This is a genomic window from Mesorhizobium sp. M0408, assembly GCF_040321495.1.
Classification (GTDB): domain Bacteria; phylum Pseudomonadota; class Alphaproteobacteria; order Rhizobiales; family Rhizobiaceae; genus Mesorhizobium.
Map to the genome: position 1 here is coordinate 232,326 of NZ_JAMYRO010000006.1, position 23,602 is coordinate 255,927.

General features: G+C 64.8%; 26 protein-coding genes and 1 pseudogene. 2 read left to right on the plus strand and 25 right to left on the minus strand.

The genetic code is table 11. The annotated features are described in order from the left end of the window. Position 1 precedes the first annotated feature (1 nt). From NKI67_RS09795 to trbB, 10 genes and pseudogenes are all read right to left on the minus strand, one after another. Entirely contained in the window at positions 2-1,255 is a 1,254-nt protein-coding gene (locus NKI67_RS09795) for a TraB/TrbI/VirB10 family type IV secretion system protein (protein WP_352645171.1), read from the minus strand. Continuing rightward, a pseudogene (trbG, locus tag NKI67_RS09800) lies at positions 1,252-2,398 on the minus strand (P-type conjugative transfer protein TrbG). The gene NKI67_RS09795 and the pseudogene trbG overlap by 4 nt, the downstream one beginning before the upstream one ends. Next, positions 2,395-3,078, minus strand: a complete 684-nt coding sequence (trbF, locus tag NKI67_RS09805) for a conjugal transfer protein TrbF (protein ID WP_352645173.1) — start codon at positions 3,076-3,078, stop codon at positions 2,395-2,397. Before trbF ends, trbG begins: the two are co-directional and overlap by 4 nt. Before the next feature lie 2 nt (positions 3,079-3,080). Then, entirely contained in the window at positions 3,081-4,442 is a 1,362-nt protein-coding gene (trbL, locus tag NKI67_RS09810) for a P-type conjugative transfer protein TrbL (RefSeq protein WP_352645175.1), read from the minus strand. Position 4,443: 1 nt separating this feature from the next. After that, complete coding sequence (gene trbK-alt, locus NKI67_RS09815; RefSeq protein ID WP_352645177.1) at positions 4,444-4,839, minus strand: putative entry exclusion protein TrbK-alt; 396 nt, start codon at positions 4,837-4,839, stop codon at positions 4,444-4,446. 10 nt (positions 4,840-4,849) lie between these two features. Next, positions 4,850-5,608, minus strand: coding sequence for a P-type conjugative transfer protein TrbJ (gene trbJ / locus NKI67_RS09820; protein ID WP_352645179.1), 759 nt, complete (start codon positions 5,606-5,608; stop codon positions 4,850-4,852). Continuing rightward, positions 5,605-8,058 (minus strand): conjugal transfer protein TrbE, encoded by a 2,454-nt coding sequence (gene trbE, locus NKI67_RS09825; protein ID WP_352645181.1) that lies wholly within the window; start codon positions 8,056-8,058, stop codon positions 5,605-5,607. The genes trbJ and trbE overlap by 4 nt, the downstream gene beginning before the upstream one ends. Before the next feature lie 16 nt (positions 8,059-8,074). Then, on the minus strand, positions 8,075-8,371 hold the full coding sequence (locus NKI67_RS09830) for a VirB3 family type IV secretion system protein (RefSeq protein ID WP_502909333.1): 297 nt from the start codon (positions 8,369-8,371) through the stop codon (positions 8,075-8,077). Continuing rightward, positions 8,371-8,664 (minus strand): TrbC/VirB2 family type IV secretion system protein, encoded by a 294-nt coding sequence (locus tag NKI67_RS09835; RefSeq protein ID WP_352645252.1) that lies wholly within the window; start codon positions 8,662-8,664, stop codon positions 8,371-8,373. The genes NKI67_RS09830 and NKI67_RS09835 overlap by 1 nt, the downstream gene beginning before the upstream one ends. A 35-nt stretch (positions 8,665-8,699) precedes the next feature. After that, positions 8,700-9,716 carry a P-type conjugative transfer ATPase TrbB gene (gene trbB, locus NKI67_RS09840; RefSeq protein ID WP_352645185.1) on the minus strand — a complete coding sequence of 339 codons (1,017 nt, stop codon included), beginning with the start codon at positions 9,714-9,716 and terminating at the stop codon, positions 8,700-8,702. A gap of 416 nt (positions 9,717-10,132) precedes the next feature. Between trbB and NKI67_RS09845 the strand changes: the two genes are divergently transcribed. After that, positions 10,133-10,717 (plus strand): helix-turn-helix domain-containing protein, encoded by a 585-nt coding sequence (locus tag NKI67_RS09845; RefSeq protein WP_352645187.1) that lies wholly within the window; start codon positions 10,133-10,135, stop codon positions 10,715-10,717. Next, positions 10,710-11,942: a type II toxin-antitoxin system HipA family toxin gene (locus NKI67_RS09850; RefSeq protein ID WP_352645188.1), complete on the plus strand. Its 1,233-nt coding sequence runs from the start codon at positions 10,710-10,712 to the stop codon at positions 11,940-11,942. Before NKI67_RS09845 ends, NKI67_RS09850 begins: the two co-directional genes overlap by 8 nt. A 51-nt stretch (positions 11,943-11,993) precedes the next feature. Here the strand turns inward: NKI67_RS09850 and NKI67_RS09855 are convergent, their stop codons facing one another. The 15 genes from NKI67_RS09855 to NKI67_RS09925 form a co-directional block, all read right to left on the minus strand. Beyond that, entirely contained in the window at positions 11,994-12,449 is a 456-nt protein-coding gene (locus tag NKI67_RS09855; RefSeq protein ID WP_352645190.1) for a ribbon-helix-helix protein, CopG family, read from the minus strand. A gap of 7 nt (positions 12,450-12,456) precedes the next feature. Further along, positions 12,457-14,442, minus strand: coding sequence for a conjugal transfer protein TraG (locus NKI67_RS09860; RefSeq protein WP_352645192.1), 1,986 nt, complete (start codon positions 14,440-14,442; stop codon positions 12,457-12,459). A 26-nt stretch (positions 14,443-14,468) separates the two neighbouring features. Next, positions 14,469-16,208: a relaxase/mobilization nuclease domain-containing protein gene (locus tag NKI67_RS09865; protein WP_352645194.1), complete on the minus strand. Its 1,740-nt coding sequence runs from the start codon at positions 16,206-16,208 to the stop codon at positions 14,469-14,471. A gap of 252 nt (positions 16,209-16,460) precedes the next feature. Continuing rightward, positions 16,461-17,234 (minus strand): lytic transglycosylase domain-containing protein, encoded by a 774-nt coding sequence (locus tag NKI67_RS09870; protein WP_352645196.1) that lies wholly within the window; start codon positions 17,232-17,234, stop codon positions 16,461-16,463. A 3-nt stretch (positions 17,235-17,237) separates the two neighbouring features. Then, complete coding sequence (locus NKI67_RS09875) at positions 17,238-17,573, minus strand: DUF736 domain-containing protein (RefSeq protein ID WP_352645198.1); 336 nt, start codon at positions 17,571-17,573, stop codon at positions 17,238-17,240. 70 nt (positions 17,574-17,643) lie between these two features. Then, on the minus strand, positions 17,644-18,189 hold the full coding sequence (locus NKI67_RS09880; protein ID WP_352645200.1) for a S26 family signal peptidase: 546 nt from the start codon (positions 18,187-18,189) through the stop codon (positions 17,644-17,646). Beyond that, on the minus strand, positions 18,186-18,707 hold the full coding sequence (locus tag NKI67_RS09885; RefSeq protein ID WP_352645202.1) for a DUF2840 domain-containing protein: 522 nt from the start codon (positions 18,705-18,707) through the stop codon (positions 18,186-18,188). Before NKI67_RS09885 ends, NKI67_RS09880 begins: the two co-directional genes overlap by 4 nt. Before the next feature lie 209 nt (positions 18,708-18,916). Then, positions 18,917-20,077, minus strand: coding sequence for a replication initiator protein A (locus NKI67_RS09890; protein ID WP_352645204.1), 1,161 nt, complete (start codon positions 20,075-20,077; stop codon positions 18,917-18,919). 18 nt (positions 20,078-20,095) lie between these two features. Further along, positions 20,096-20,377 carry a helix-turn-helix transcriptional regulator gene (locus tag NKI67_RS09895; RefSeq protein ID WP_109672573.1) on the minus strand — a complete coding sequence of 94 codons (282 nt, stop codon included), beginning with the start codon at positions 20,375-20,377 and terminating at the stop codon, positions 20,096-20,098. Between the two features lie 140 nt (positions 20,378-20,517). Then, positions 20,518-21,063 (minus strand): DUF2285 domain-containing protein, encoded by a 546-nt coding sequence (locus NKI67_RS09900; protein WP_352645206.1) that lies wholly within the window; start codon positions 21,061-21,063, stop codon positions 20,518-20,520. Positions 21,064-21,079: 16 nt separating this feature from the next. Beyond that, a complete protein-coding gene (locus NKI67_RS09905; protein WP_352645208.1) occupies positions 21,080-21,283 on the minus strand; it encodes a transcriptional regulator domain-containing protein in 204 nt (67 codons plus the stop codon). A gap of 134 nt (positions 21,284-21,417) precedes the next feature. Then, on the minus strand, positions 21,418-21,678 hold the full coding sequence (locus NKI67_RS09910) for a DNA -binding domain-containing protein (protein ID WP_502909334.1): 261 nt from the start codon (positions 21,676-21,678) through the stop codon (positions 21,418-21,420). Between the two features lie 175 nt (positions 21,679-21,853). Beyond that, the gene (locus NKI67_RS09915) at positions 21,854-22,180 is read right to left on the minus strand and encodes a DUF736 domain-containing protein (RefSeq protein ID WP_352547069.1); all 327 of its coding nucleotides are present in this window, start codon (positions 22,178-22,180) and stop codon (positions 21,854-21,856) included. Between the two features lie 606 nt (positions 22,181-22,786). Next, positions 22,787-23,236 carry a hypothetical protein gene (locus NKI67_RS09920; protein WP_352645212.1) on the minus strand — a complete coding sequence of 150 codons (450 nt, stop codon included), beginning with the start codon at positions 23,234-23,236 and terminating at the stop codon, positions 22,787-22,789. Positions 23,237-23,371: 135 nt separating this feature from the next. After that, positions 23,372-23,539 (minus strand): hypothetical protein, encoded by a 168-nt coding sequence (locus NKI67_RS09925; protein WP_008877981.1) that lies wholly within the window; start codon positions 23,537-23,539, stop codon positions 23,372-23,374. Positions 23,540-23,602: the final 63 nt, after the last annotated feature.

Below are 23,602 nucleotides of genomic sequence, written 5' to 3' on the forward strand. Positions count from 1 at the left end.
TTCAGCCTCCGTAAGGTTCGAGCACGAGATCGCGCGTGACGATGACGCGCACCGGGTATCCCGGTCGGATGGTGAGTGTCGGCGCTATGTTGAGCTGTCGCTGGACGATCTGCTGGCCTGTCTGGCTGATGCTGTCGGACGCACCCTGGCGCAGAGCGCGCACGATGTCGCTCTCCTGGCCCGACGAGCCTGCTTGCGCGCCGATGCTTAGAACCGTGGAAAGTGCTGCAGCCTTGAACAGCTCGCCCCAGTGATAGTCGACGCCGTCCTCGAGGCCAGCATAGCCCTCGGCGTCCGCGCCAGGCTCACGTTCCAGAACGATGGAGCGGCCGTCTGGAAAAATCAGCCTGGTCCATACCAGCAACACGCGGCGCTGGCCGAAGCCGACGCCATTGTCATATTGGCCGACGAGACGCGTCCCCTGCGGAATGAGAAGAATGTGGCCGGTGGGGCTGTCATAGACATTCTCCGTTGCCTGCGCGGTAATCTGACCCGGCAGGTCGGAGCGAATCCCCGTGATGAGAGCGGCCGCGATGACGGCGCCCGCCTGCAGGACGTTCTTCGACGCCGGCGGTGCGAGACGATCCGACGAGACGGTGCGCTTGTCCGGCGGCTGATTGAGGAACGCGAGCTGCCGGTTCTGCGCCGAGGGCGTCGCCGGCTGCGGCGCGAGGCCAAGGCTGGCGAGGTCGGTCTGTGACGGGATGCCTGTCGTGCCTGTTCCAGGCTGAGCGGCGGTCGCGTCACTTGCGGGCCGCGTTTGTGTGGACGCGAACAGACGCGCGGTCCTCGCCGCCTCCAGTTCCTGCTCCCGGCGCTGCTCCTGCGGGTCCGGTCCAACGGGGCCTGTCGATGGCGCGGGGCCGCCATTTTGCGCGTTGAGGATCGGGCGGCCGAGATCGCCGGGAAGCGGTGGGCCAAGCTTCGGAACGCCGGCATAGTCCTTTGGCAGGCCGGCGAGCCCATCCGGAGTCGAGCGATTGTCGGTCGAATACAGCTCCTGCCACTGGCCTTGCTGACGGTTCTGCAGCGCATAAATCAGCGCCCCGCCGATACCGAGGCTTGCGGCGAGCCCCAAGCCGGCCAGCGCCTTGCGGGACAGACGTGTCACGCGCGGCGGCTCGGCGCGCAGCCGCATGCCCGCGGCCGGCTCGCCTGTCAACGGCCAGGCGTCATCCTCGACCGGTGCCTCCGGTCGGGCGTCACTCGCGGGCCTCCGGCCTTCTTCCTTCCCGGGATCGAATTTGTTGCTCACGATGCCGGCCCTCCGCTGTCTCTTCGGACGTTGGTCGCTTGCGAAGCCTCACCAGGGCTTCGCATCCATGACAATGGACTACTCTTCACCCCATCGGTGCGGGAGACGCGGACGCGCTTCTGGTTCTTGCCGGCGCCGAAGCGCAACTCGGCGGCGGCAAACAGCCGGTCGACGATGATGTAGTTGCCGCGCACGCGATAGTTCACCAGCTCGGACGTGTCGCCTTCCGGCCCGACCACGAAGAGTGGCGGCATCTCGCCCTGGCCGATGCCGCGCGGGAACTCGATGAACACCTGCTTGCCATCGTCGAAGGCGCGCAACGGCTGCCATGGTGCGCGATCGCCCGTCACCTGGTAGCGGAAATTGACACGAGCGAGATCGATGCCCGTCGAGACCGGCTGTGCAGCCTCAGCCAGCTGGTTCTGCCTGCGCAAGGCGATGAGTTGGTCCTGCGGGTATTGCCAGGAAACCGATGCCATATAGGTCGACGGCGTTGAGCGCAGTTCCATGTGATAGGTGCGCCGATCGGTATTGATGACGAGATTGGTGAGAAGGTCGGCGCGCGTCGGCTTGACGAGGATGTGGACTTGCTTGGCCCCGCCCGTACCGCTCTCGGTATCGCCGATGATCCAACGCACGGTGTCGCCCGCGGCGACGGGGCCGGAGCCGACGAGTTGCTCGCCGGGCTGGAGCGCGATGTCGGTGATCTGTCCTGGCGAGGCATAGACCTGATAGAGCGCGCCATCGACGAAAGGATAGACCTGCATCGAGTTGATGAACCCGTTGCGCCACAGGCTGGACGCGCGCGGCGGCATTTGCCAGCTTCACGCGCGCGGCCGGATCGGTCGGTTCCGGCTCGAGCTTTGCCTCCTTGCCGACCGGCTTCAACTGGCCGGGAAGCGGCAGCGGCTTTGACAGCTCGACCACCTTGACAGGCCGGGGCGGATCGACAGTCTGCACGGCGGCGATCGGATCGTCATAGGAGATCTCCGGCGGCTTCTGCCTGGTGGCACAGCCAGTAAACATCGAAGTGCAAAGCAGGAATGCCGGGAAGGCTGTCTTACGGAACGCCGGCATCGCGCGGATGAGGAATGCCTGACGCCCTGCTTTCCAGGGGGCGGCTTTGCAGGCTGTGGGCGTCATTGTCCAAGCTCCTTCGACCAGTTGATTGCGTTGATGTAGATGCCGAGCGGATTCTTTCTCAGCGTGTCGGCGTCGCGCGGGGGCTGGACGACGATGGTGAGAATGGCGGACCAGCGCTCCGTGGAAGCGAGTGAGCCATCCTGATAGCGACGTTCGACCCAGGCGATGCGGAAGCTCGCCGGCGATGCGCGGATGACCGACGAGACGTCGACGGCAACCTGCTGCTTGCCGACCTTGGTGAACGGGTCATTGGCGCGCGCATAGTCGTTGAGAGCCAACGCCCCGCCCTGCGTCGCGAAGTCATAGGCGCGCAGCCAGTTCTGCCGCACGATGACCGGATCGGCGGGGATCGACCTCACCTGTTCGATGAAGTGCGCCAGGTAGAAGGCGATCTGCGGATCGCCCGGCTGATAGTCGGCGATCGCGGGTCCCACAGCCTGTGGCTGGCCGAGACGATCGACCTGCACCACCCAGGGCACGATCGAGCCATTGGCGGATTGCCAGATGAGCGCGGCGGAGAACCCCGCAGCGAGCGCCAGGGAACCGAAGGCCATGTAACGCCAGTTGCGGGCCTGCACGCGAGCGGAACCGATGCGCTCGTCCCAGACCTGGGCAGCGCGTTGGTAGGGTGTCTCGGGTTGTGGGGATTTGCCGTAGTGCGTGGACGGTCGTTTGAACATGCTCAGTTGCTTTCAGAGAGGTTGATCGAGGAGCCGCCGCCATGGCTGTCACCACTGCGAACGGCGTGGGCGGCGGCCTGGACGCCGTGGGTCATGCGTTGCGAGCGCTTCATCCGCTTCGCCCAGGCGGGCTGACTTTCGGTGGCGGAGGACGCGACGGGAGCGGAGCCGGCTTCGCCGGCGTTCGCGCCGATTGTGCCGGCGGTGGACGATCCGCCCGTCGTCTCGAAGGCAGCGCGAGCGCCGGACGTGTGGCTTTGCCTCAGGCTGCCTGCCGCATGATTGGCCGCGCGCTTCAGCGGCGAGACGGCAGCCTGCGCGCCGGCATTGGCGACACCGCCGAGCCCGGATGCAACCCCGAAAAAACCAGACTGTCCGGCCGCGCCGAGGCCGTAGGCTGTGGATGCCCTGCCCGCCGTTGCGGCACCGCCACGAGCCGCCGCTGCAGCACCGCCGGTAACAGCCGCACCCCCGGACACGACGACGCCGCCGGCCGCGGCGCCCGCTGCGACCATGCCGCCGGCGGCAAGCCCGGTGCCGACCGCCGCGCCCGCGCCGAGTTGCGGACCGCCGGAGACGAGACCGTTGGCAATGCCAGGTCCAAATATACCAAGGCCGAGCAGCGACAGCGCCGCCAGCACGATCGCCATGGCGTCGTCGATCGACGGCGTGGTCCCGCCGAATCCCGAAGTGAACTCGGAAAAGAGGGTCGAGCCAATGCCGATGATGACGGCGAGCACCAGCACCTTGATGCCGGACGAGATGACGTTGCCGAGCACCCGCTCGGCCATGAAGGCGGATTTGCCGAACAGACCGAAGGGTATCAGCACGAAACCGGCGAGCGTCGTCAGCTTGAACTCGATCAGCGTGACGAAGAGCTGGATTGCCAGGATGAAGAAGGCGAGCAGCACCAGCGCCCAGGCGAAGAACATGCAGGCGATCTGGATGAAGTTCTCGAAGAAGGACCAATAGCCCATCAGGTTCGAGATCGAGTCCAGCAACGGTCGGCCGGCATCGAGCCCGGTTTGTGCCACCTTGCCTGGGCGCATGAGATCGTTGACGGTAAACCCCGTACCCGAGGCCTTCAGGCCAAGCCCGGCGAAGCTTTCAAAGACGATGCGGGCGAGATTGTTCCAGTTCGAAATGAGATAGGCGAAGACGCCGACGAAGAGCGTCTTCTTGACGAGACGCGCCATGATGTCGTCGTCGGCACCCCAGGACCAGAAGAGCGCCGCCAGCGTCACGTCGATGACGATCAGGGTCGTCGCGATGAAGCCGACCTCGCCGCCGAGCAGGCCGAAGCCGCCGTCGATGTAGCGCGTGAAGACTTCGAGGAAATGGTCGATGACGCCCATGCCGCCCATATCAGCGAGCCTCCGGCCGGGGCGGCTCGACCTGCATCGCGGGAGCGGTCACATCCATCCGCTCCCCTTCTTTCCGGTCGGCTGACGCCGGCACATCAGGGAATAACGTTTTCGGCGCCACCGGAGCAGGCGCGGTTGCCGAGTCACGTTGACGGAGAAACCGGCGCCGGCTGTCTGCCCACGCTTTCAGACAACCGGGATCGCGAGGACCGGCCTCGCCGATCCCGGAACAGCGGCGTAATTCGGCCGCGAGTGGGTCTTGTGACGCGATGGAACGGTCCCGCGTCGCAAGGGCGTCAGCCTCATCGTCCTTGCTGCTCATCTCGATTGCGGTCACTGTCAAAGCGACTGCGATGAAGACGACTGCGCCGATGCGAGCGAGGATCTTGCCATCCATCGCGCCGGCCTCAGTTCTGGCCATAGAACATCTGCGCATTGCCGGGCTGGTAGCCCGAGCCCTGCGTCAGGAAGCGGCGGCGCTGCTCGCGGCCCTGGTCGGCCGCGGTGGCCTGTTCGGCCGATTGCAACGCCTGCGCCCGACCGTTCGCGGCGACGACAGCGGTGAGATCGGCAAGCTGCTGCGCCTGAAGCGCGAGGAGCTGGTTGCCGGCCTGTGCCGCCTGAAGCGCGCCGGTCGCACCCTGGCTCTGGCCGACCAGCGCCGACATCTGCGTGCGATTGGTGTCGATGTTGCCAACGACGCCCGCCTGCACACGCATGGCATCCTGAAGGCCGCCAACCGTGTTGCCCCAGCGCGAGCGCGCGTCGGCGACGAGTTGCTGATCCGAAGCCGACAGCGAGACGTTGCCGTATTTCTGCTGGAAGGCCTGATCGATCTGCTGCACGTCATAGGCGACGTTCTGCGCCTGGCCGAGCAATTGCTGCGTACGCTGCACGGACTGCTGGAGCTGTTGCAGCGAGGAGAGCGGCAGGCTTGCGAGATTGCGGGCCTGGTTGATGAGCATCTGCGCCTGGTTCTGAAGCGAGGTGATCTGGTTGGTGATCTGCTCGAGCGAGCGCGCTGCCGTCAGGACGTTTTGCGAATAGTTCGAGGGATCGAAAACGATCAAGGCTTGTGCGGGCGTCGCCAGCATGGGCGAGAGCGCGGCGGGCGCGGCAAGCAGTGCTGCGGCGAACCGCATGGCAAGGGAACGGCGCTGTTTCATGGGGACTTCTCCTTGTTGATGAGGGCGGGGCTGCTTAGGGCGGGAACGAGTTCAGCGGCCCAGCCAACGTTGCGGTGGGTCAGCCAGGCTGCGAGGAACCCGTCGCGGCCGTGCTCAGCGACGATGCGGGCGATCGCGGCCTGGTCAGTCTTCGCGGATACAGCGCAGAGCGCGAGCGCCACATCCGACAGTCCCAGCTCGAACAGCCGGTTGCCCCTACGGGACTGGCAGTAGTAGTCGCGCTTCGGCATCGCCCGCGCGATGATCTCGATCTGCCGGTCGTGGAGGCCGAAGCGACGATAGATCGCCGTGATCTGTGGCTCGATGGCGCGCTCGTTGGGCAGCAGAAGCCGGGTCTGGCAACTCTCGATGATCGCGGGCGCGATCGCCGAGCCGTCAATGTCGCTGAGCGACTGCGTGGCGAAGATGACGCTGGCGTTCTTCTTGCGCAGCGTCTTCAGCCATTCGCGGAGCTGGCCGGCAAAACCGTCATCGTCTAGCGCAAGCCAGCCTTCGTCGATGATGAGGAGCGTTGGCGAGCCATCGAGCCGGTCCTCGATGCGATGGAAGAGATAGGACAGGACCGCGGGCGCAGCACCCGTTCCGATCAGCCCTTCGGTTTCGAATGCCTGGACCGACGCCGATCCGAGATGCTCGTGCTCGGCATCGAGCAGGCGGCCATAGGGACCTCCGACGCAATAGGGGCGCAATGCCTGCTTGAGATCGTTTGATTGCAGCAGCACGACCAGACCGGTGATGGTGCGCTCCTCGACAGGTGCGGAGGCCAGAGAACTCAACGCCGTCCAGAGATGCTCCTTGACCTCAGGGGTGATCGTCACATTCTCGCGCGTCAGGATTGCCACCATCCAGTCGGCGGCCCAGGCGCGCTCGGGGACATCGTGTATGCCGGCGAACGGCTGAAGGCTGACGCTGTCGATCGCCCCATCGCTGAGATCGCCGCCGAGATCATGCCAGTCGCCGCCCATGGCAAGTGCCGCGGCGCGGATCGAACCGCCGAAATCGAAGGCGAAAACCTGTGACCCCGCATAGCGGCGGAACTGCAGCGCCATCAGTGCCAAAAGCACGGACTTGCCGGCGCCGGTCGGGCCGACGATCAGCGTATGGCCGACGTCGCCGACGTGAAGCGAAAGCCGGAACGGGGTCGAGCCTTCGGTCTTGCCGAAGAGCAGAGGGGGCGCTGCAAGATGCTCGTCCCGCACCTCGCCCGCCCACACCGCGGAAAGCGGGATGATGTGGGCGAGATTGAGGGTGGAGATGGGAGGTTGACGGACGTTGGCGTAGACATGCCCCGGCATGCTGCCGAGCCATGCATCCACTGAGTTGATGGTTTCGATAATCGCCGTGAAATCGCGGCCCTGGATGACCTTTTCCACCAGGCGCAGTTTTTCGTCGGCGGTGCCGGGATCATCATCCCACACCGTCACCGTCGCGGTGACATAGGCCATGCCCGCATAGTCGGCGCCGAGTTCCTGCAGCGCCATGTCGGCGTCGGCGGCCTTGTTTGCGGCGTCGGTGTCCACGAGGACGGACGCCTCGTTGGTCAACACCTCCTTGAGGATCGCCGCGACCGATTTGCGCTTGGCGAACCATTGACGCCGGATCTTTGTCAGCAGCCTGGTCGCATCGTTCTTGTCGAGCAGGATCGCGCGTGTCGACCAGCGATACGGGAAGGCCAGCCGGTTCAGTTCGTCGAGCAGACCCGGCGTGGTCGCGGTCGGGAACCCCGTGACCGTGAGAATGCGCAGATGCGACGCGCCAAGCCGCGGCTCGAGCCCGCCGGTCAGCGGCTGGTCGGCCAGCATGGCATCGAGATACATCGGCGTTTCGGGAACGCGGACACCGTGGCGATTGGTCGAGACGCAGCCATGCAGATAGGTCAGCGTCTCGGCGTCATCGAGCCAGCGGCACTCCGGCATGAAGGCTTCGACGAGGCGCAGGACGCGGTCGCTGCGGTCGGCGAACCCGGACAGTACCTCATGGGGGTCCAGGCCCTTCTTCTCGCGCCCTTCGTAGAGCCAGCTTTCCGCGCGCGCAGTGTCTTCGGCGGGCGCAAGATAGGTGAGTGTCAGGAAGTAGCTGGACTCGAAATGCGCGCCAGCCTCCTCGAAGCCCGCCTTGCGCTCCGCATCGACCAGCGTGGAGGCTGCATCCGGAAAGCTGCTGTCGGGATAGCGGGTCGAGGCATGGCGCTGTGCCTCGACGAAGATCGCCCAGCCGGAGCCGAGGCGGCGCAAGGCATTGTTGAGCCGCCCGGCGACAGCGACCAGTTCAGCCGGGACGGCGCTGTCGAGATCGGGACCCCGAAAACGCGCGGTGCGCTGGAAGCTGCCATCCTTGTTGAGGACGACGCCGGCGCCGACCAATGCGGCCCAAGGCAGGAAGTCGGCGAGCCGGCTGCTCCGATTGCGATATTCGGCAAGGTTCATCATCGTTTTGCGACCTCGCTCAGACAGTGAAATGCGCCGGGATGCGCAGATGCCGGCGAACGACGTCGGCGAAAAGTGGATCGCGCTTGGCGGCCCAGACGGCGGCAACATGGCCGAGCGCCCAGATGGCGATGCCGACGAGCCACAGACGCAGTCCGAGCCCTACGGCGCCCGCGAGGGTCCCGTTCATGATGGCAATGGCCCGCGGGGCGCCACCGAGCAGGATCGGCTCGGTCAACGCCCGGTGCACGAGGACCGCATAGCCCGGCACTGCATAATCCGGCATTGGGCCGTCCTGTTCGACAGTCCCCGCCATCAGACCAGCGCTCCGCCGCCGAACGAGAAGAACGAGAGGAAGAAGCTCGACGCAGCGAAAGCGATGGACAGGCCGAACACGATCTGGATGAGCCGGCGGAAGCCGCCCGACGTGTCGCCGAAGGCGAGGGTCAGGCCGGTGACGATGATAATGATCACCGCCATGATCTTGGCCACCGGGCCTTCGATCGACTGGAGGATCTGTTGCAGCGGTTGTTCCCACGGCATCGACGAGCCGGAGGCATGGGCGGGCGCGGCCATCACCAGGAAGAGCATGGCAACGGAAACGGTCATGGCGAGACGATGGCGCGCGAGGCGCAGGCGTTGGGTCACGGGTTTTCTCCTTCGGGGCTTTGGATGAGCAAGGTCGGGATGTCGTCGCCCTCGATGACGGCAGGCGCGACGCTGTAATCGCCGTCCGGGCGAAGGCCATCGACACGGGCGAGTTCGGACAATCGGCGCGCGGAGCCGCGGCCGGAAAGGACGGCAACCAGGTCGATCGTCTCGGCGATCAGCGCGCGCGGCACCGTGACCACGGCTTCCTGGATGAGCTGTTCCATCCGTCGCAGCGCGCCAATGGCGCTGCCGGCGTGGATCGTGCCGAGGCCGCCGGGGTGGCCGGTACCCCAGGCCTTGAGCAGCTCGAGCGCCTCGGCTCCGCGCACTTCGCCGACCGGAATGCGGTCGGGGCGCAGGCGCAGCGATGAACGAACGAGATCGGAGAGCGACGCGACGCCGTCTTTCGTGCGCATCGCCACGAGATTTGGCGCTGCGCATTGCAGCTCGCGCGTATCCTCGATGATGACGACGCGATCGACGGTTTTGGCCACTTCGGCCAGCAGCGCGTTGATCAGCGTGGTCTTGCCCGTGGATGTGCCGCCAGCGACCAGGATGTTCGCGCGGTTGGCAACGCCCTGGCGCAGCGCGTCCGCCTGGCGCTCCGACATGATCCCGGCCGCGACATAATCCTCGAGGGTGAAGATGGCGACGGCAGGCTTGCGGATTGCGAAGGCGGGCGCTGCGACGACGGGAGGAAGAAGCCCCTCGAACCGCTCGCCCGTCTCGGGCAGCTCGGCCGAGACGCGGGGGGCGCCGGCATGGACTTCGGCACCGACATGATGAGCGACGAGGCGAACGATGCGCTCGCCGTCCGCCGCCGACAGGCGCTCTCCTGTGTCGGACAACCCCTCGGACAGACGGTCGATCCACAAGCGCCCATCGGGGTTGAGCATCACCTCGACGATGCCCGCGTCGTCGAGATAGCTTGCGATCGCAGGTCCGAGCGCTGTGCGCAACATGCGTGCACCGCGCGCCAGACCTTCTGAATTGTGAGGCGAAGCTGCCATCCTGTCCCCGTTTCGATCCGGGGGAACATGGGCGGCCCCTGGACGGGGATGATTAAGAGAGCCGCATCACGAGTGGTTTCAACACCTATGTCGAGGCGTAGTGGCGTAGCGTGCAAATACAGGAGATCGGCGGGATCGTCCGGCGACCAGCATTGACGATCTCGCGCCAAATCTGTTCCGTTGTCGCCGCACGCCCTGCAAGGCGACGATTCTTCCATGCGGTTCGCACGCGGGATCAACGCTCAACTGCGGCTGTTCAAGCCCCTACCAAAGCCGTTGGGTGACCAAGCATGATCTATTAAAACATATCATCCAATATGCTTGATACGTTTTTGTATATCGGCCCTTGCGATTCTCCCGCGAGGTGATATATTAAAGTGTATCACAAACCAAGACTTATATACAAAGACATATCAATGCCCTATGCGACAGACGAGATTCTCCAGACACTCCGTGGCGCCCGCGAGCTTAGTGGGCTGAGCCAGCGCGACCTCAGCGCCCGGATCGGAGTTCCGCAAAGCCATATTTCGAAGATCGAGAGCGGCGCCACCGACCTGAGGCTTTCAAGCCTGGTTGAGTTCGCACGGGCGCTCGATTACGAACTGGTCCTGGTGCCGCGCAAGGCCCTGCCGGCGGTCGAAGCCATCGTCAGCAGCGCTTCCGCCACACTCGACCGCGAAGCCCGCCAGCGTTCCCAGGTTTTTCATCGCGCCCAGGCAGCCCTCGCAAGACTAAGCCGCGATGACCCCGACGCTCCCGAAATCCGGCGTCTCGATCAGACGCTGCGCGAGCTTGCGAACTTTAAGCTCGGCAAAACGGACCTCGAGGCACTTCGCGCCATCGCCGACAGATTGATGAAACTACCGGCCGGTCCTACGGCGCTTCCCGTCGTCGAACGCGCCTCGCAGCACCTTAAAGGGCTGCGCAACAGGATCGCCCACGCGCTCCCGGAAGCGCCGCGTCCGGCCTACGATCTCGACGAGGATGACGAGGATGCCTGACGTCTCCGTCCTCGATGCCCGCCTCTACGGCGAGAAGATCGGAACGCTCACGCTCATTGCGGGCGACCGCACGCTGTTCGTCTTCGACAAGGCCTATATCGACAATCCAGAGCGGCCGACGCTTAGCCTTTCGTTCAAGGACCAGTTCGGCCAGCTCCTGACCGAATTCCGACCGGTCCAGGTGAGGGTACCCCCCTTCTTTGCGAACCTCCTGCCCGAAGGGCCGATGCGGGCCTATCTTGCCGAACGGGCGGGCGTGAACGAAAAGCGCGAATTCTTCCTGCTTTGGATTCTCGGCCGCGACCTTCCCGGCGCGCTCACCATCGTGCCGGTGGACGCAGAAGCCTGGCCAGACCTCAAGGACGAGGGCGACGAGCAAGCGCGCCGCACGCGTCGAACCAATGCCCTGCGATTTTCGCTCGCGGGCGTGCAGTTGAAGTTCTCGGCGGTGAAAAACGCTGGAAAGGGCGGCGGGCTTACGATCCCAGCTGACGGCACTGGCGGTTCGTGGATCGTCAAACTTCCCTCGCAGCTCTACGGCGGTGTGCCCGAGAATGAATTCTCGATGATGAGCCTCGCGGCCAGGCTCGGCATGGATGTGCCGGAACTCCAACTCCTCGACGTCGATGCGATCGACGGCCTGCCCGAGGGGATCTCGAACCTGAAGGGCCAGGCGCTCGCCATCCGGCGCTTCGACCGCACCGACAACGGTCCGGTGCATATCGAGGATTTCGCCCAGGTGTTCGGCGTCTGGCCGGACGACAAATACAAGCGCGCAAGCGCACGCAACATTGCGACCGTGCTTGGCGTTGAGGCCGGAGACGACAGCGCCTGCGAGTTCATCCGACGGCTCGTCTTCAACACGCTGATCGGCAATGCCGACATGCACCTCAAGAACTGGTCGATGATCTATCCCGATCGGCGGACGGCGGCGCTCGCTCCAGCCTATGATTTCGTGTCGACAATCCCCTATATCCAAGACGAGTTCGCCGCGATCAAATATGCCCGAACCAAGCGGATGCGCGAGCTCTCGCTCGACGAACTCCGCTACCTCGCGGCAAAGGCGCACCTGCCCGAGAGACTGGTCGTCGATACCGCACGCGAAACCGTCACCCGGTTCCGCGACGAATGGCCGGAGGCGAAGAAGACGCTCCCAGTCGCGCGCGCCGTCGCCGACGCGATTGACGCGCACCTGAAAAACCTCGCGCTGATTGCCGAGACCTGAACAATAGGCTTGCAGACGCTGATCTGCGCCGCCCGCGATCCGCCTGTCCCTCTATCGCACGGGCACGCCGGGCTGCATTGCGTCGAGACCGCCATCGATGTCCTCGGAGATCTCCTGCCGAAGCTTTGGACCTTTTGCCAGGCGCCGGCCGAGTGCGGTGACGAATGCATCATAGCGCTCGCCAGCCTTGGCGTGGGCCGCCTGCGCCGCGGGCTCGGGCAGCGCTGGTGTCGTCGCCAGCCAGAAGCGGACGAAAACAGCGAGCGTCTCCACGGCAATCGCGACATCGCGCTCCTGGCGTGTCATACGGCGATCGAGCTGGTCAAGCCGCTTGGTGATCGCCGCCTCCTGTCGCTCGGCGGCATCGGGTGAGAGGAACGACTCGATGGCCGCCTCCGCGACAAGCGACCGGGAAAGATCACGGCGCGCCGCATGTTCGGCCAGCCTGCTCATGACCTTCGGATCGAGATAGACGGACAGGCGTTGTTTGCGGGGTGCCTTTGCCATCGGAGCCTCACATATCCACACCGTCGCCGGGGTCGAGCGACGCCTGCCGCGCAAGGCCCTGCATGAGGCGCGTCAATGGACGATTGCGGGCAACATTGTCTTCGTCGGCGTCGTCGAGGTGATCGATCTCGAACTCGTTCTCGGTCGAAGACTTCACGACCTGCTCGACGCGACTGAGCTCGGGTTGCCGTCGACGCTCGGATTCGGTTGGATCCTCATCCGCGGCCGAGGGCACCGACGACGCTTCAGCCATCCGGGGACGGGAAGGCAGAGGCAGTCTGGTCCAGTCGTCCTGTCTCCCCTCCGCCGCCGCCGTCAGCACCGGCGGCGGCAGGATACGCTCCCGGAAGCGAGCATCCTCATGGTAGCGCGCCTTTTTGGCGCGGATCGGCGGTGCACCCGAGACCATGACAATCTCATCAGTGGACGGCAGCTGCATCACTTCACCAGGCGTGAGCAGCGGGCGAGCCGTCTCCGAACGGGAGACCATGAGATGACCGAGCCACGGCGACAGCCGGTGGCCGGCATAGTTCCTCATGGCCCTCATCTCGGTCGCTGTTCCCAGAGCGTCGGATACCCGCTTGGCGGTGCGCTCATCATTGGTGGCAAAGCTTACCCGGACGTGGCAGTTGTCGAGGATCGAGTTGTTCGCGCCGTACGCCCTCTCGATCTGATTGAGGGATTGAGCGATCAGGAAGCTTTTCAGGCCGTAGCCGGCCATGAAGGCGAGCGCCGACTCAAAGAAGTCGAGGCGGCCAAGCGCCGGGAACTCGTCGAGCATCAGGAGCAGCCGTTGCCCTTTCGCCCTCACCTGGAGATCTTCTGTCAAACGGCGACCGATCTGATTGAGGATCAGGCGAATGAGCGGCTTGGTCCGGTTGATGTCGGAGGGCGGCACGACGAGGTAAAGTGTCGTCGGATGCTTGTCGTCGACGAGGTCGGTGATGCGCCAGTCGCAGCGGCGCGTGACCTCGGCCACGACAGGATCGCGATAGAGGCCAAGGAACGACATGGCGGTGGAGAGTACGCCGGAGCGCTCGTTGTCTGATTTGTTCAACAGCTCTCGCGCGGCGCTGGCGATGACCGGGTGTGGACCCGCGTCACCCAGATGCGCCGTTTTCATCATCGCGGACAGCGTCGATTCGATCGGACGCTTTGGATCGGAGAGGAAACCGGCGACGCCGGCAAGCGTCTTGTCCTGCTCGGCGTAGAGGACATGCAAGATCGCGCCCACCAGCAGGGCATGGCTGGTTTTCTCCCAATGGTTTCGCCTCTCGAGCGAGCCTTCTGGATCGACCAGGATGTCAGCGATGTTCTGAACGTCGCGGACTTCCCAATCGCCGCGGCGCACCTCGAGCAGCGGGTTGTAGGATGAGGATTTCGGATTGGTTGGATCAAACAGCAGGACCCGGCCATGCCTGGCGCGGAAGCCCGCGGTGAGCTGCCAGTTCTCGCCCTTGATGTCATGGACGACCGCGGAGCTCGGCCAGGTCAGCAGCGACGGGACCACAAGGCCGACGCCCTTGCCCGAACGTGTCGGCGCAAAGCACAGGACATGCTCCGGTCCGTCGTGGCGTAGATAGGCGCTGTCAAATCGCCCAAGCACCACTCCATCGGAGCCGAGAAGGCCCGTTGCCTTGATCTCCTGCTTGTCGGCCCAGCGGGCGGAGCCGTAGGTCTCGACCTTCTTGGCCTCGCGAGCCCGCCAGACCGACATGCCGATGGCGACGGCGACGCAGGCGAAACCGCCGGACGCCGCGATAAAGGCTCCCTCCACGAAGATCGACGGAGCGTAAGCATCGAAGCCGTACCACCACCAGAAGAAGGACGGCGGAAGATAAAATGGAAAGCCCAGGACATGGAACCATGGCCTGCCGAGCTCGGGCTGGAAAGCCAGTCGCCAGGCCACCCATTGTGTCGCGCCCCAGGTCGTGAAAAGCACGATCGCGACGACCGCGAGGATCTGGGCCCAGAGTATCTTGGTGGCGGACATGCCGCAGTCCTTTCTTCAACATGAGGTTAGAGGCCGAGGCCCCGCTTGCGGCTGAAACTCCAGTCGATGCCGTCGTCATTGCGAGCGACGCCAGAGACGTGGCGGCCAAGATGCTTTTCGAGAGACGGCGTCCAAGGCACCAGTTGGAAACCGAGGCCGTCATCGATCATGGCGAAGCGGCCGGAGGCGAGCGTGAAGCGCTGCCGGTAGGAACCGGTGACATATTCGCCGCCGCGGGCGCGGTTGAAGGACTGGCCGGTTTCGGCCGAGAGCTTTTCGCCGAACGCCTCCAACTCGCGGCGACGCAGCGTGTCGATCAGGTTGCGGGTGAAGGTTGTGCGTTGGCCATGCCGCTCGCCGAGACTCTGTTGGACGAGGTGGTCGGCACGGCGCTCCATTGCCTGCCGTACCTCGGCGCCGAAACCGGATTCCGACAGCGCAATCGGTTCGCGGGCGATATTCTGACGGTCAAGCCAGGTCGCGCCGGCGGCGGTAACCTGCCGCTCAATATCGAGATCGGAACGGACAGCGAGCGCCACGCGCCCATGTCCTTGCGCGTCATGGAACTTGCGCAGCTCAACGATGGAACCCGGAGCGCTGTCGCCGGCGGCGTCAAGATCGGACAGCTTGATGTGATGGGTGCGGCCGTCGGCGCCATCGACCACGGCGTAGGCGCTACCCTTCAGCTCGTCATCGAGGCCGCGGTCGACCAGCCGACCGACGATCGGCGTGTCTAGGCGCTCCGCAGCCAGCACATAACTCGCCCCGCCGCGCTCGATGCCATGTTCTGTCAGGGCGCGGTGCATCCGCTTAATGATGTCGCCGCGCTCGCCAAGTTCGCGCAGCGTCGCCTCGGCCCTGTCGTCGATCATCCATTGGCCCGGGCCGACCTGTTCGGCAAGGCCAAGGGTTTCGAGCTTGCGCACCCGCCCGACCTTCAGCACGTGATACTCATCGGGCTGGGCGTTCGCAGAGGAGGCAAGGTCGACCACGCCTGTCTCGCGGCCGTCGCGAACAAGTTGGCGGTCAAGCTGGGTCCAGCGTTCGGCCTCGACCTGACGCTGCAGATTGCGGCGGATGTCGAGATCTGTGCGCGGGCCGAGTTCCTGGGTAACGAGATCGGCCGCGCGGGCGCGCATCCCCTCCTTGATGTAATCGCGGGAGATCACGAGATCCTGCCCGTCATCAGTGTGGCCGCGCAGGATGATGTGAAGATGAGGATTGTCGGTGTTCCAGTGATCGACGCCGGCCCAATCAAGTTTTGTGCCGAGGTCCTTTTCCATCTGGCCCATCAGATCGCGGGCGAAGGATTTGAGGTCCGCCATGTCGACGGCATCCTCCGGAGAGACGATAAAACGGAAGTGGTGCCGATCATCGCCGCACCGCTCGGCAAAAGCACCGCCATCCACCTCCCCGGTCTCCGGCCCGAACAGCCTTGCCTTTTCCCCGTCACGGGTGACGCCCTCGCGGCGCAGATAGGAGAGATGGGCGGCAAGCGGGGCGCCGCGCGCGTGATGGCGCACCAGCCGTGTCTTGATGATTACGGTTCGCGAGCGGCCGGTGAGGAGACGATTGGCGCGCACGCTCGCCGAGCGGCCACGCCCGAACGTCGAGCGATGGCCCAGGCTGATCCGGCCGGAGCGAGAGATAAGGGCGCCGGCCTTCTGGGCGGCGGCAAGCGCTTGCGCGATGAAGGGCCTGGCGCGCTGCGCGCCGGACGAACGGATGCGGCCGGGCCGGATACGGAATTCGTCCTCACCGCTCATATCCGAGACCCCGCACATCGCTCCAAAACGCTGAGATCCAGCGGAAATCGGCGTTGTCGCGAGGTGCGAGGAAAACCCGCACCTCGCGAAATCGCTGCAAGAACCCTTGAAATCCGCCGACCGACCGAGGCCGCACCTCGCGGCCTTTTATCTCGCCATCTTCCGGTTGTTCGGTTGTTCTGCCCACCTTCCGCCTCCATTCCCGCCACGGTGCGCTGGAGCTTGCGGTTGCGCGAAAACGCCGATACGCGCTCATGGCTGGATTCCTTCGCCTGATCGCGCCACGAAGAGACTCGCGGACAGCGGCGCGATGGCGACGACATCGCGCACTGGAGCGGCAGAGCCAGCGTCATTTGGCGGTCGCACGGCCGGTACGGGGGCGACAGCCTGTTCGCGACCCGGCCGATCTACAAAAAGCGATGCATGCTTCCAGGGAATGGCCTCGGCAGACGTGACGGCGAAAGGGCGGATGGTCGCGCGGCCTCCGACAAACGGGGCAAGTGCCGCGACATAGGCGCGGGTCTCGGCCGGTAGTGGACGCCCCGCAAGATAGGCTGTGTAGCGCCCAGGCCCCGCGTTGTAGGCGGCCAGAAATCCCGGCGAGCCGAAGCGATCGTGCAGTTCGCGCAGATACGCCGTTCCCGCCAGGATGTTGTCCCGGGGATCGAACGGATCGCGACCAAGCGACCAGCGGGCGCGCAGATCATCCCATGTACCGGGCATGATCTGCATCAAGCCGCGGGCGCCGGCGCTGGAGACGGCGCGCACGTCGCCCGCACTCTCACTGCGCATGATGGCGCGTATCAACGCTGTCGGAACGCCGAAGCGGTGCGAGGCTTCTGCGATATGCGCGCCGAACGGATCGCGTTGGGATGACCGCGCGGCGGCCAAGTCCTGCGCCACTGTCGCCGCCGGCATGACGGTCGCGACTGACAGGCCGCAAAGGAGGAGCAGAGCCATGCGCCGGGCAGCGCGAAGCGGCCCGGACGCACTGCGATGGCTCGTCGACGGACGGCGAGCGCGCATCGTTCAATCCTTCTCGCTGCGGTCACGCGGGCGCGCCCAGTGCAGCGACCAGGACGTCTTGTCGTCGCCATTGCGAAAGAGGTTCGCGCGTATCGGCTGCGAGAAGGTGGGGTCGTCGAGCTGGATCGAGACATAGTCGCCGGCCTTTTCGGTGGAGCGTTTCCAGCCGGCACCAATCTCGGGGCCGTCCTCGTTTCCGGCGTGAATGCGGTAGTCAGGCGCATTCTCCGTTTCGCTCGCCTCTGCCGCCACAATGGCGATATCCAGGTTGAGGCTGAGCGTGTGGATGCGCCCGTTATAGCCAGTCTTCTGGCGCGTGAATTCTCCGATCTGCTGCATGTCAGGCTCCTGTTTTGGAGTGGTGCGGTGATGAAGGCTGGCGGCACGACGCGCGCCGCCGGTCGCGCGCTCACCGCGTTGGCGCGCGCCATTCGAAGCGTCCGTTGCCGTCCTCGTCTGTCCACAGCGGGACGGCGCGGCCGATGATCTGGACGGTGGAGAGGAGGCCGAAGTAACGTCCGTCGAGGCTGTCGCGGACCTGCCAGTTCATCAGGAAGACTTCGCCGGTCGCGATGCGGCGGCAGCCCTGCCAGACCGGCAGGTCACGGCCGGCCCGATCACGCTCGAGCGCCACACCCACCTCGATACCATCGACCGTGATGGTGAGGTTCGAGCGACAGACACGCTGCCCGCAAACGCCAAGGATGCGCTTCAAGAGTGGGACGCCCCTCGGCAGATAGCCGCGATCGGCGAGGAACGCCGCGAGTGGCTCGGGGGCGTCGACGGCCACAAGATCGGTGACGTCGAACGGTCCGTGGAAGTCGATCGTGTAGAAGCCGATCGGTGCGCTAGCTGACGCATTCCAGATGAGCTTCGTGGGCATCGGCGAGAGGGCGGGATAGCCGACGCCGATGGTTGCGACAACGCTGGCCAGGATGATCGCGGCGCGCGTCACGGCTCGGTTCTCCTGCGCAGCAGGGCGGCGCGGTGGTGATCGAGCGTGTAGGCGTGCGGCTCGTGCCCGGCGGTTATCCGGTTGTGGATGTGCCGCCAATGATCGGGCGACACCGATTCAGGTTCTATGCCGAGGCGCTGGATGGCGTCGATCGCCTGCAGCACGCGTTCGACCTTGGGCCAGCTCTCGACCTTCAGCAGGATGTCGCCGCCGGGACGCACGAAGGGGAGCGTCTGATAGGCTTCGCCACGTGCGACCGCACGCACGATGTCGATGCGTGAGATGATCGTTCCGAAGTCGTTCGCCGCCCAGCGCACGAAGGCGAAGACCGCGCCGGGGCGATAGGACAGGATGCGCCGGCGACGATCAACGATCTGTTCGTGGGCGTGGGTGCCGAACCGTATCCAGTTCTCCTGTCTCTTCTCGATCCAGGTCAGTTCGACATGGACGAGAGTGTCGGGAGCGTGGTCCGAGGCTGGGAACGCGCCACGCACGCGAGGAGCCGCGATGCCAGTCATGAGGGTTCTCCTGATGTTGCGGGAATTCGCGCGAGCATCTCGCGCAGCAGCATGTCGGCGACGATGCCGCCGCGCTGGAAAGCGGTGATGCGGTCGCACACCTGCCGCATCATGCCGGTGGTCGGGCGCGAGACGAAGGGAGAGACTGATCGACGGTCCCCAACGCGCCGGCGGCGGCCTTAATCCGCGTATCGGGAGGAGTGCGACGATCATCGCGGTCCTCCCGAGCGCGGATCAAGAGGCGGCTTGGGGGCTTCTGAAGCGTTGGTTGCCGTGGTGCGACCGCCAGAAACCGATAACGCATTCGAGGTCTTGTCGGTGTCTATGCTGAGTGCGTCGCTGGTTCGCCGGACAAGCCTCTGCACACCGCGCGCGCGCGCTTCAAAGTTAGAATCGGGGTTAGAGTCTAAGTTAAGGGCGCGATTTCGGCTTTGCTTTCTGGAGGTTAGAGCCTGTTTGGGTTCCTGATAGCACGTGACCACGGTTCGCGATGGCACGATAGTTCCGGTTCCCGATAGCACGAGGCCGTCCACAGGCCTTCCACAGGAGCCAATCCGCTCGAAGGCGAGCAACGCCCGGCCGCCAATCTCTACTTCGAGCGCAAGCGTGTAGCCGGGCAGCGGCTGTCGGCGGATGATGTCGCGCAGCTCGAAGGCAAAGCGCTTGTAGGGTGACAGGCTGCCGGATTTCTGGTGCAGGTGGCGGAAGTCGAAGCGCCAGCCAGCGCGCTGGCGTCCGCCATGCTTGCGCACCAGCCGGTAGAGCCAACGATCCAGCCCGCCAGTCAGGTCGAAGTAGCCGCGATCGATCGTCAGCACGAGCGCATCATCGAGGACCGCCTGGTAGAACCAGTCGGGGACGATCAACTCGATACCCGCGGGTTTGCCATGGCGGTCGATGCGCTCCTGCCACTCATTGATCCATGAGAAGCGGTGACGCCGGCCTTCGGCGGGCTGACGAATGGTCGTCGAGACGGTCGTCGACTGCAGCCGATCAAGCGCCGCCTTCAGGCGCTGATAGTCGCGCAGGCTCTTGCCTCGGCCCACGAAGGTGAGGATCTCATAGGGCGTGGCGGCCATCAGCCGCGAGGTGCGAAGCCCGCTGTCACGCGCCTCGACGATCTGGCTGGCGGCCCAGATCAGGATGTCGGCGTCCCAGATGGTCGCCATGCCGTGATCGGGTACGGCCTCGACCCGGATCGTGACGTTGCCGGTGGCAAAATCGATCGGGGTGATGCGATGGGTCTTGGAAAGGGAGAAGAACGGGTAGGCCATGATGTCCTGTGCGTCTCGTGGGGCGAAGTCGCCAGGCAGCGCCCGGAACAGGTCGAGTTGCCCGCGCTCCGAAAGGGTTTGGTTTCGCGCCACCATCTGGAAATCCGCGCGCGATCAGCGTGCGTATCGTCCGCCATGCGCCGGCGGCGTCGGTGTATGACGCTTGGCCGGCAGGACCGACCCACGCGGATCGGATGTAGAGGTGACGGCGCCGCGTTCGGCCCAGGCCTGAAGATCGTCGACGGCATAGACGACACGGCCGCCGAGCTTTCGGTAGCCAGGACCGGTGCCATAGGTCCGGTGCTTTTCGAGCGTGCGGGCGGACAGGCTGAGGAAATCCGCGGCTTCCTTGGTGCGCAGGAAGCGCGGCGGCAAGACGGCGATATCGGGTCGCATGGGTCGGACCTCCGTGGGGTTTTGGGCCGCCGCTGGCGTTCAGCGGTGGACGGCGACCACGGTGGCGGAGAATGGGCTTCGCAAGGGATGGGGAAGTTGAGGGGGGCTAAAATCCCACCCCTTGTCCGGGGCCAGAACCGCTATGATCGACGGCGATGACGCAGGATCTGCAAATAGCCGCCGGCAATCATGACGGTAGCACCTTCGACGAGGCCGATCACCGCGTCGCGCAGCGCGGAGGTCTTCCAAGGATCAGCGGCGACGCGCTTAAACCCGTAAAGCGCGATGGCAATGTCGCGGTAGCTCGCGCTATTCGAGTGGCCGTCAGCGGCCTGCATCATCAGACGGAAGCGGCGGCGTTGCTGCGGGGTCATCCGTGTGTCCGAGGGTGCTGGGCGTCCCTGCAAGTTACGCCAGAAACGGGTCAGTGCTTCGATCCGTCCCAACGTATCTGCGTCCAGGGGAATCAAGGCCGCCAGAGGACCGTGCGGGTCACTACCGGGCAGAAGGAGAAGTTGAGTGACGACACCTGCACTATGGACAATGTGGCACCCTTCCGGACTGTCGTGGTCCACGCCCAGGCCGGTCAACGGCGCGGCCGGCGTGGATATCAGGAAATCCGGCGCACCAATGAGGGGAACCACGGCTGGATCGACATCAGGCGACCAGAGAACGTCTTGCGCCAAGGCGGATAAGTCCGGCCTAGCCGGGAAATCGCAACCCCCACAGCCGCTGTGCCTCAGGCCGGAATGGTGCTTTCTCGGCTCTTGTGGTCACGAGCGCTCGGTAGTGCCGTTGATAGGGTTCGTGACGTCGCAGACACTCCCAGGCGAGCCCTTCGATTGGTAAAGTATCGAAATAGTCATAGCTGTCATTGTCTCGCCAATGCGACGTATCCGGCCTCATCCAAGAGCTCCTCGCAAACAACGCGTAGACCCCGCCTCCAAACGATTCCGGGTTGTAGCGATTGGCGGAAGACCCCTGCCGGGCATCGGGTGATGCCACTTCGGCATCACCCGCGAACCACAGGCGCTGTGGTGCTAGTTGCCTGGTCGACGCAAAAGATGACGGTAGCCTGCACGCGCCATCCAGCGCGCTCGCGCCAGATGGCTGTCGTGGATGCGCCGGGCGCGTTGGGGCTCACTCGTCAGGTCGATCCCGAAGAGAATTTCAACAACCTCGCGCCAGTCCGCGCCGTCGTCGGCGGCGTCTAGCAGACGCACATAGAGCTTGATGTGCTCCCGATCGTATTCGGTGAGTTCGTCACTGGTCGGCGCGGTTTCGTCAAATGGCTCGATCATTGCTTGCCTCGTCTTCACAGAGTGAGCCTGCATTTTATAGAAACAATCTTGCCAGCGGAGGATGGTTGATCAGCATCAGGCGATGCGGTTTCGGCATCGCTCTCGGCTTGAGTGAACCGAACCGGACGTCCGCGGAAGAAGGCCCCGGCCTTCCGGCCGGGGCCTGCGCGGGTCCTTAGTCACCCCGCCGCGCGTTCGGGCGGGACCAGATGAGCGAGAAACCCTCACCTTCCTCGTCGTCGAAGAGGTTGGCGTAGATCGGGGCGTTGAAGCTCGGATCGTCGAGCTTGAGACCCAGGTAGTCGCGGCCCTCGTTGGAGGTCTTCGACCATGCGGCGCCGATCTCGGCGCGGCCGACCAGCACCCGGTGGCTGGGAGCGTTCTCGCCAGTGGCGCGTGTGTCTGGGACGATGCGCACGTTCTTGGCCTGGACGCTGAGGGTGACGATTTCGCCGGTGAACTCGTTCGCGGTGGTCTTCTTGAAGGTGCCGATGGTAGCCATTGTAAGTCTCCGTTTTCTGTTCCCGAGCCCGCACCATGCGGCCTCGATGGCGATCGGTTGGCCGGAGGCGACCGACGACGCATCGCTTGCGACCGGAGCAACGCGGAGGACGGCGCAAGAACGACTTTCTTGTCTCGAGAGGAATGGCGGCGCTCGGGGTCCCCATGCGCTTGCCGCATGGGGTGGGAGCCGGCAGGGGAAGAAAGTCGAGATGCGTCGTTGCGGCTCAGGCGGTCGAGGCTTCAGCCGTCCTTCGGGCAGATCAGCCCATTGAAGAGGCCGTTTGGAGCGCTCTTGGGACTGATTGGCAACGGAGACGTTGGCGTCCAACGCGCCGCCAGCAGATCGCTACGAGCTTCACTGGCATCGCCGACACATTCCAGGCTCCAGATCTCGCGCACCTCCAACGCCCCGTCACCGGTCGCGCTGCCGTCCTGCCACCGACTGGTCGGACCTGCCTTGCAGCATCGACCGAACAGAGTTCAAGGCCACAGACGAGGCCGCGCCGGGATTGCCCAATCCTCGATCATTGGCATGGAACCCGATTGCTCCAACCACCGATAATGAGGAGGCTAGGCCTTCGTCGGTCTGGTCCACCCGCCTCGCTCACGCGGGTCTAGCTCGAACCACGTCCCTGCCGGATTGGTCGGCGGCCGTCATGCCCGCGACCCGCAGATATGCCGTGACGCCGACGGCGGTCGCGCCAATGACGGAAAAGACGATCTGCCAGATGTCCGAAGGCATCATGTGCTTCGCGATACCATGGCTGGCATGGTAGCCGGCAACGATCGCGGGAGCGACGAAGACCATCGCGATCGCCAGCTTCGCCCACATGGGGCGAACGACGCCGAGGAGGATTTGGGCGACGCCGACCGTCAACCCGGCTGCGAGGATGCCGACAAGGATCGCGCCAAGCCAGCCGGCACCGGTGTTGAATGCCCATGTACTTGCGTTGACGCCGACGAACAACGGGAGGGCGACGATAGCAAGCGTGAAGAGCAACCAGCACAAGATGCCGATGGCCGCGATGCAAAGGAGAATGCCGAGGATGATCATGGTGGTGTCTCAGTGAGAATAGCTCTGGCGATTGCGCCTTCCACCACCACCTGGCGCAGTGCACAGCATAGCAAAGGAAAAGCGCGGGCGAAACCCGCCAGTGTTCTTGCATCGCCAGGCGCGATGTTCGCCCCGTCATGGGGCGAACGGGTCGATTTCGCCGATGATGGCGGTGTCGTCGCCGTCATACTCGTTCGCCGGCACGACCGAGAGAGTGCCGTCGCCAGCACGAAAGATGACGATGGTGACCATGAGGGTGGCGGCGAGGCTGAAGGCGAAGGCATGTGCGTCGGCGAAGGACATCGATCCGGCTCCTGTTTGAAGCGGAGAACCCTCCCCCGCTGACAGGCGCCCGATGTGTTCGGC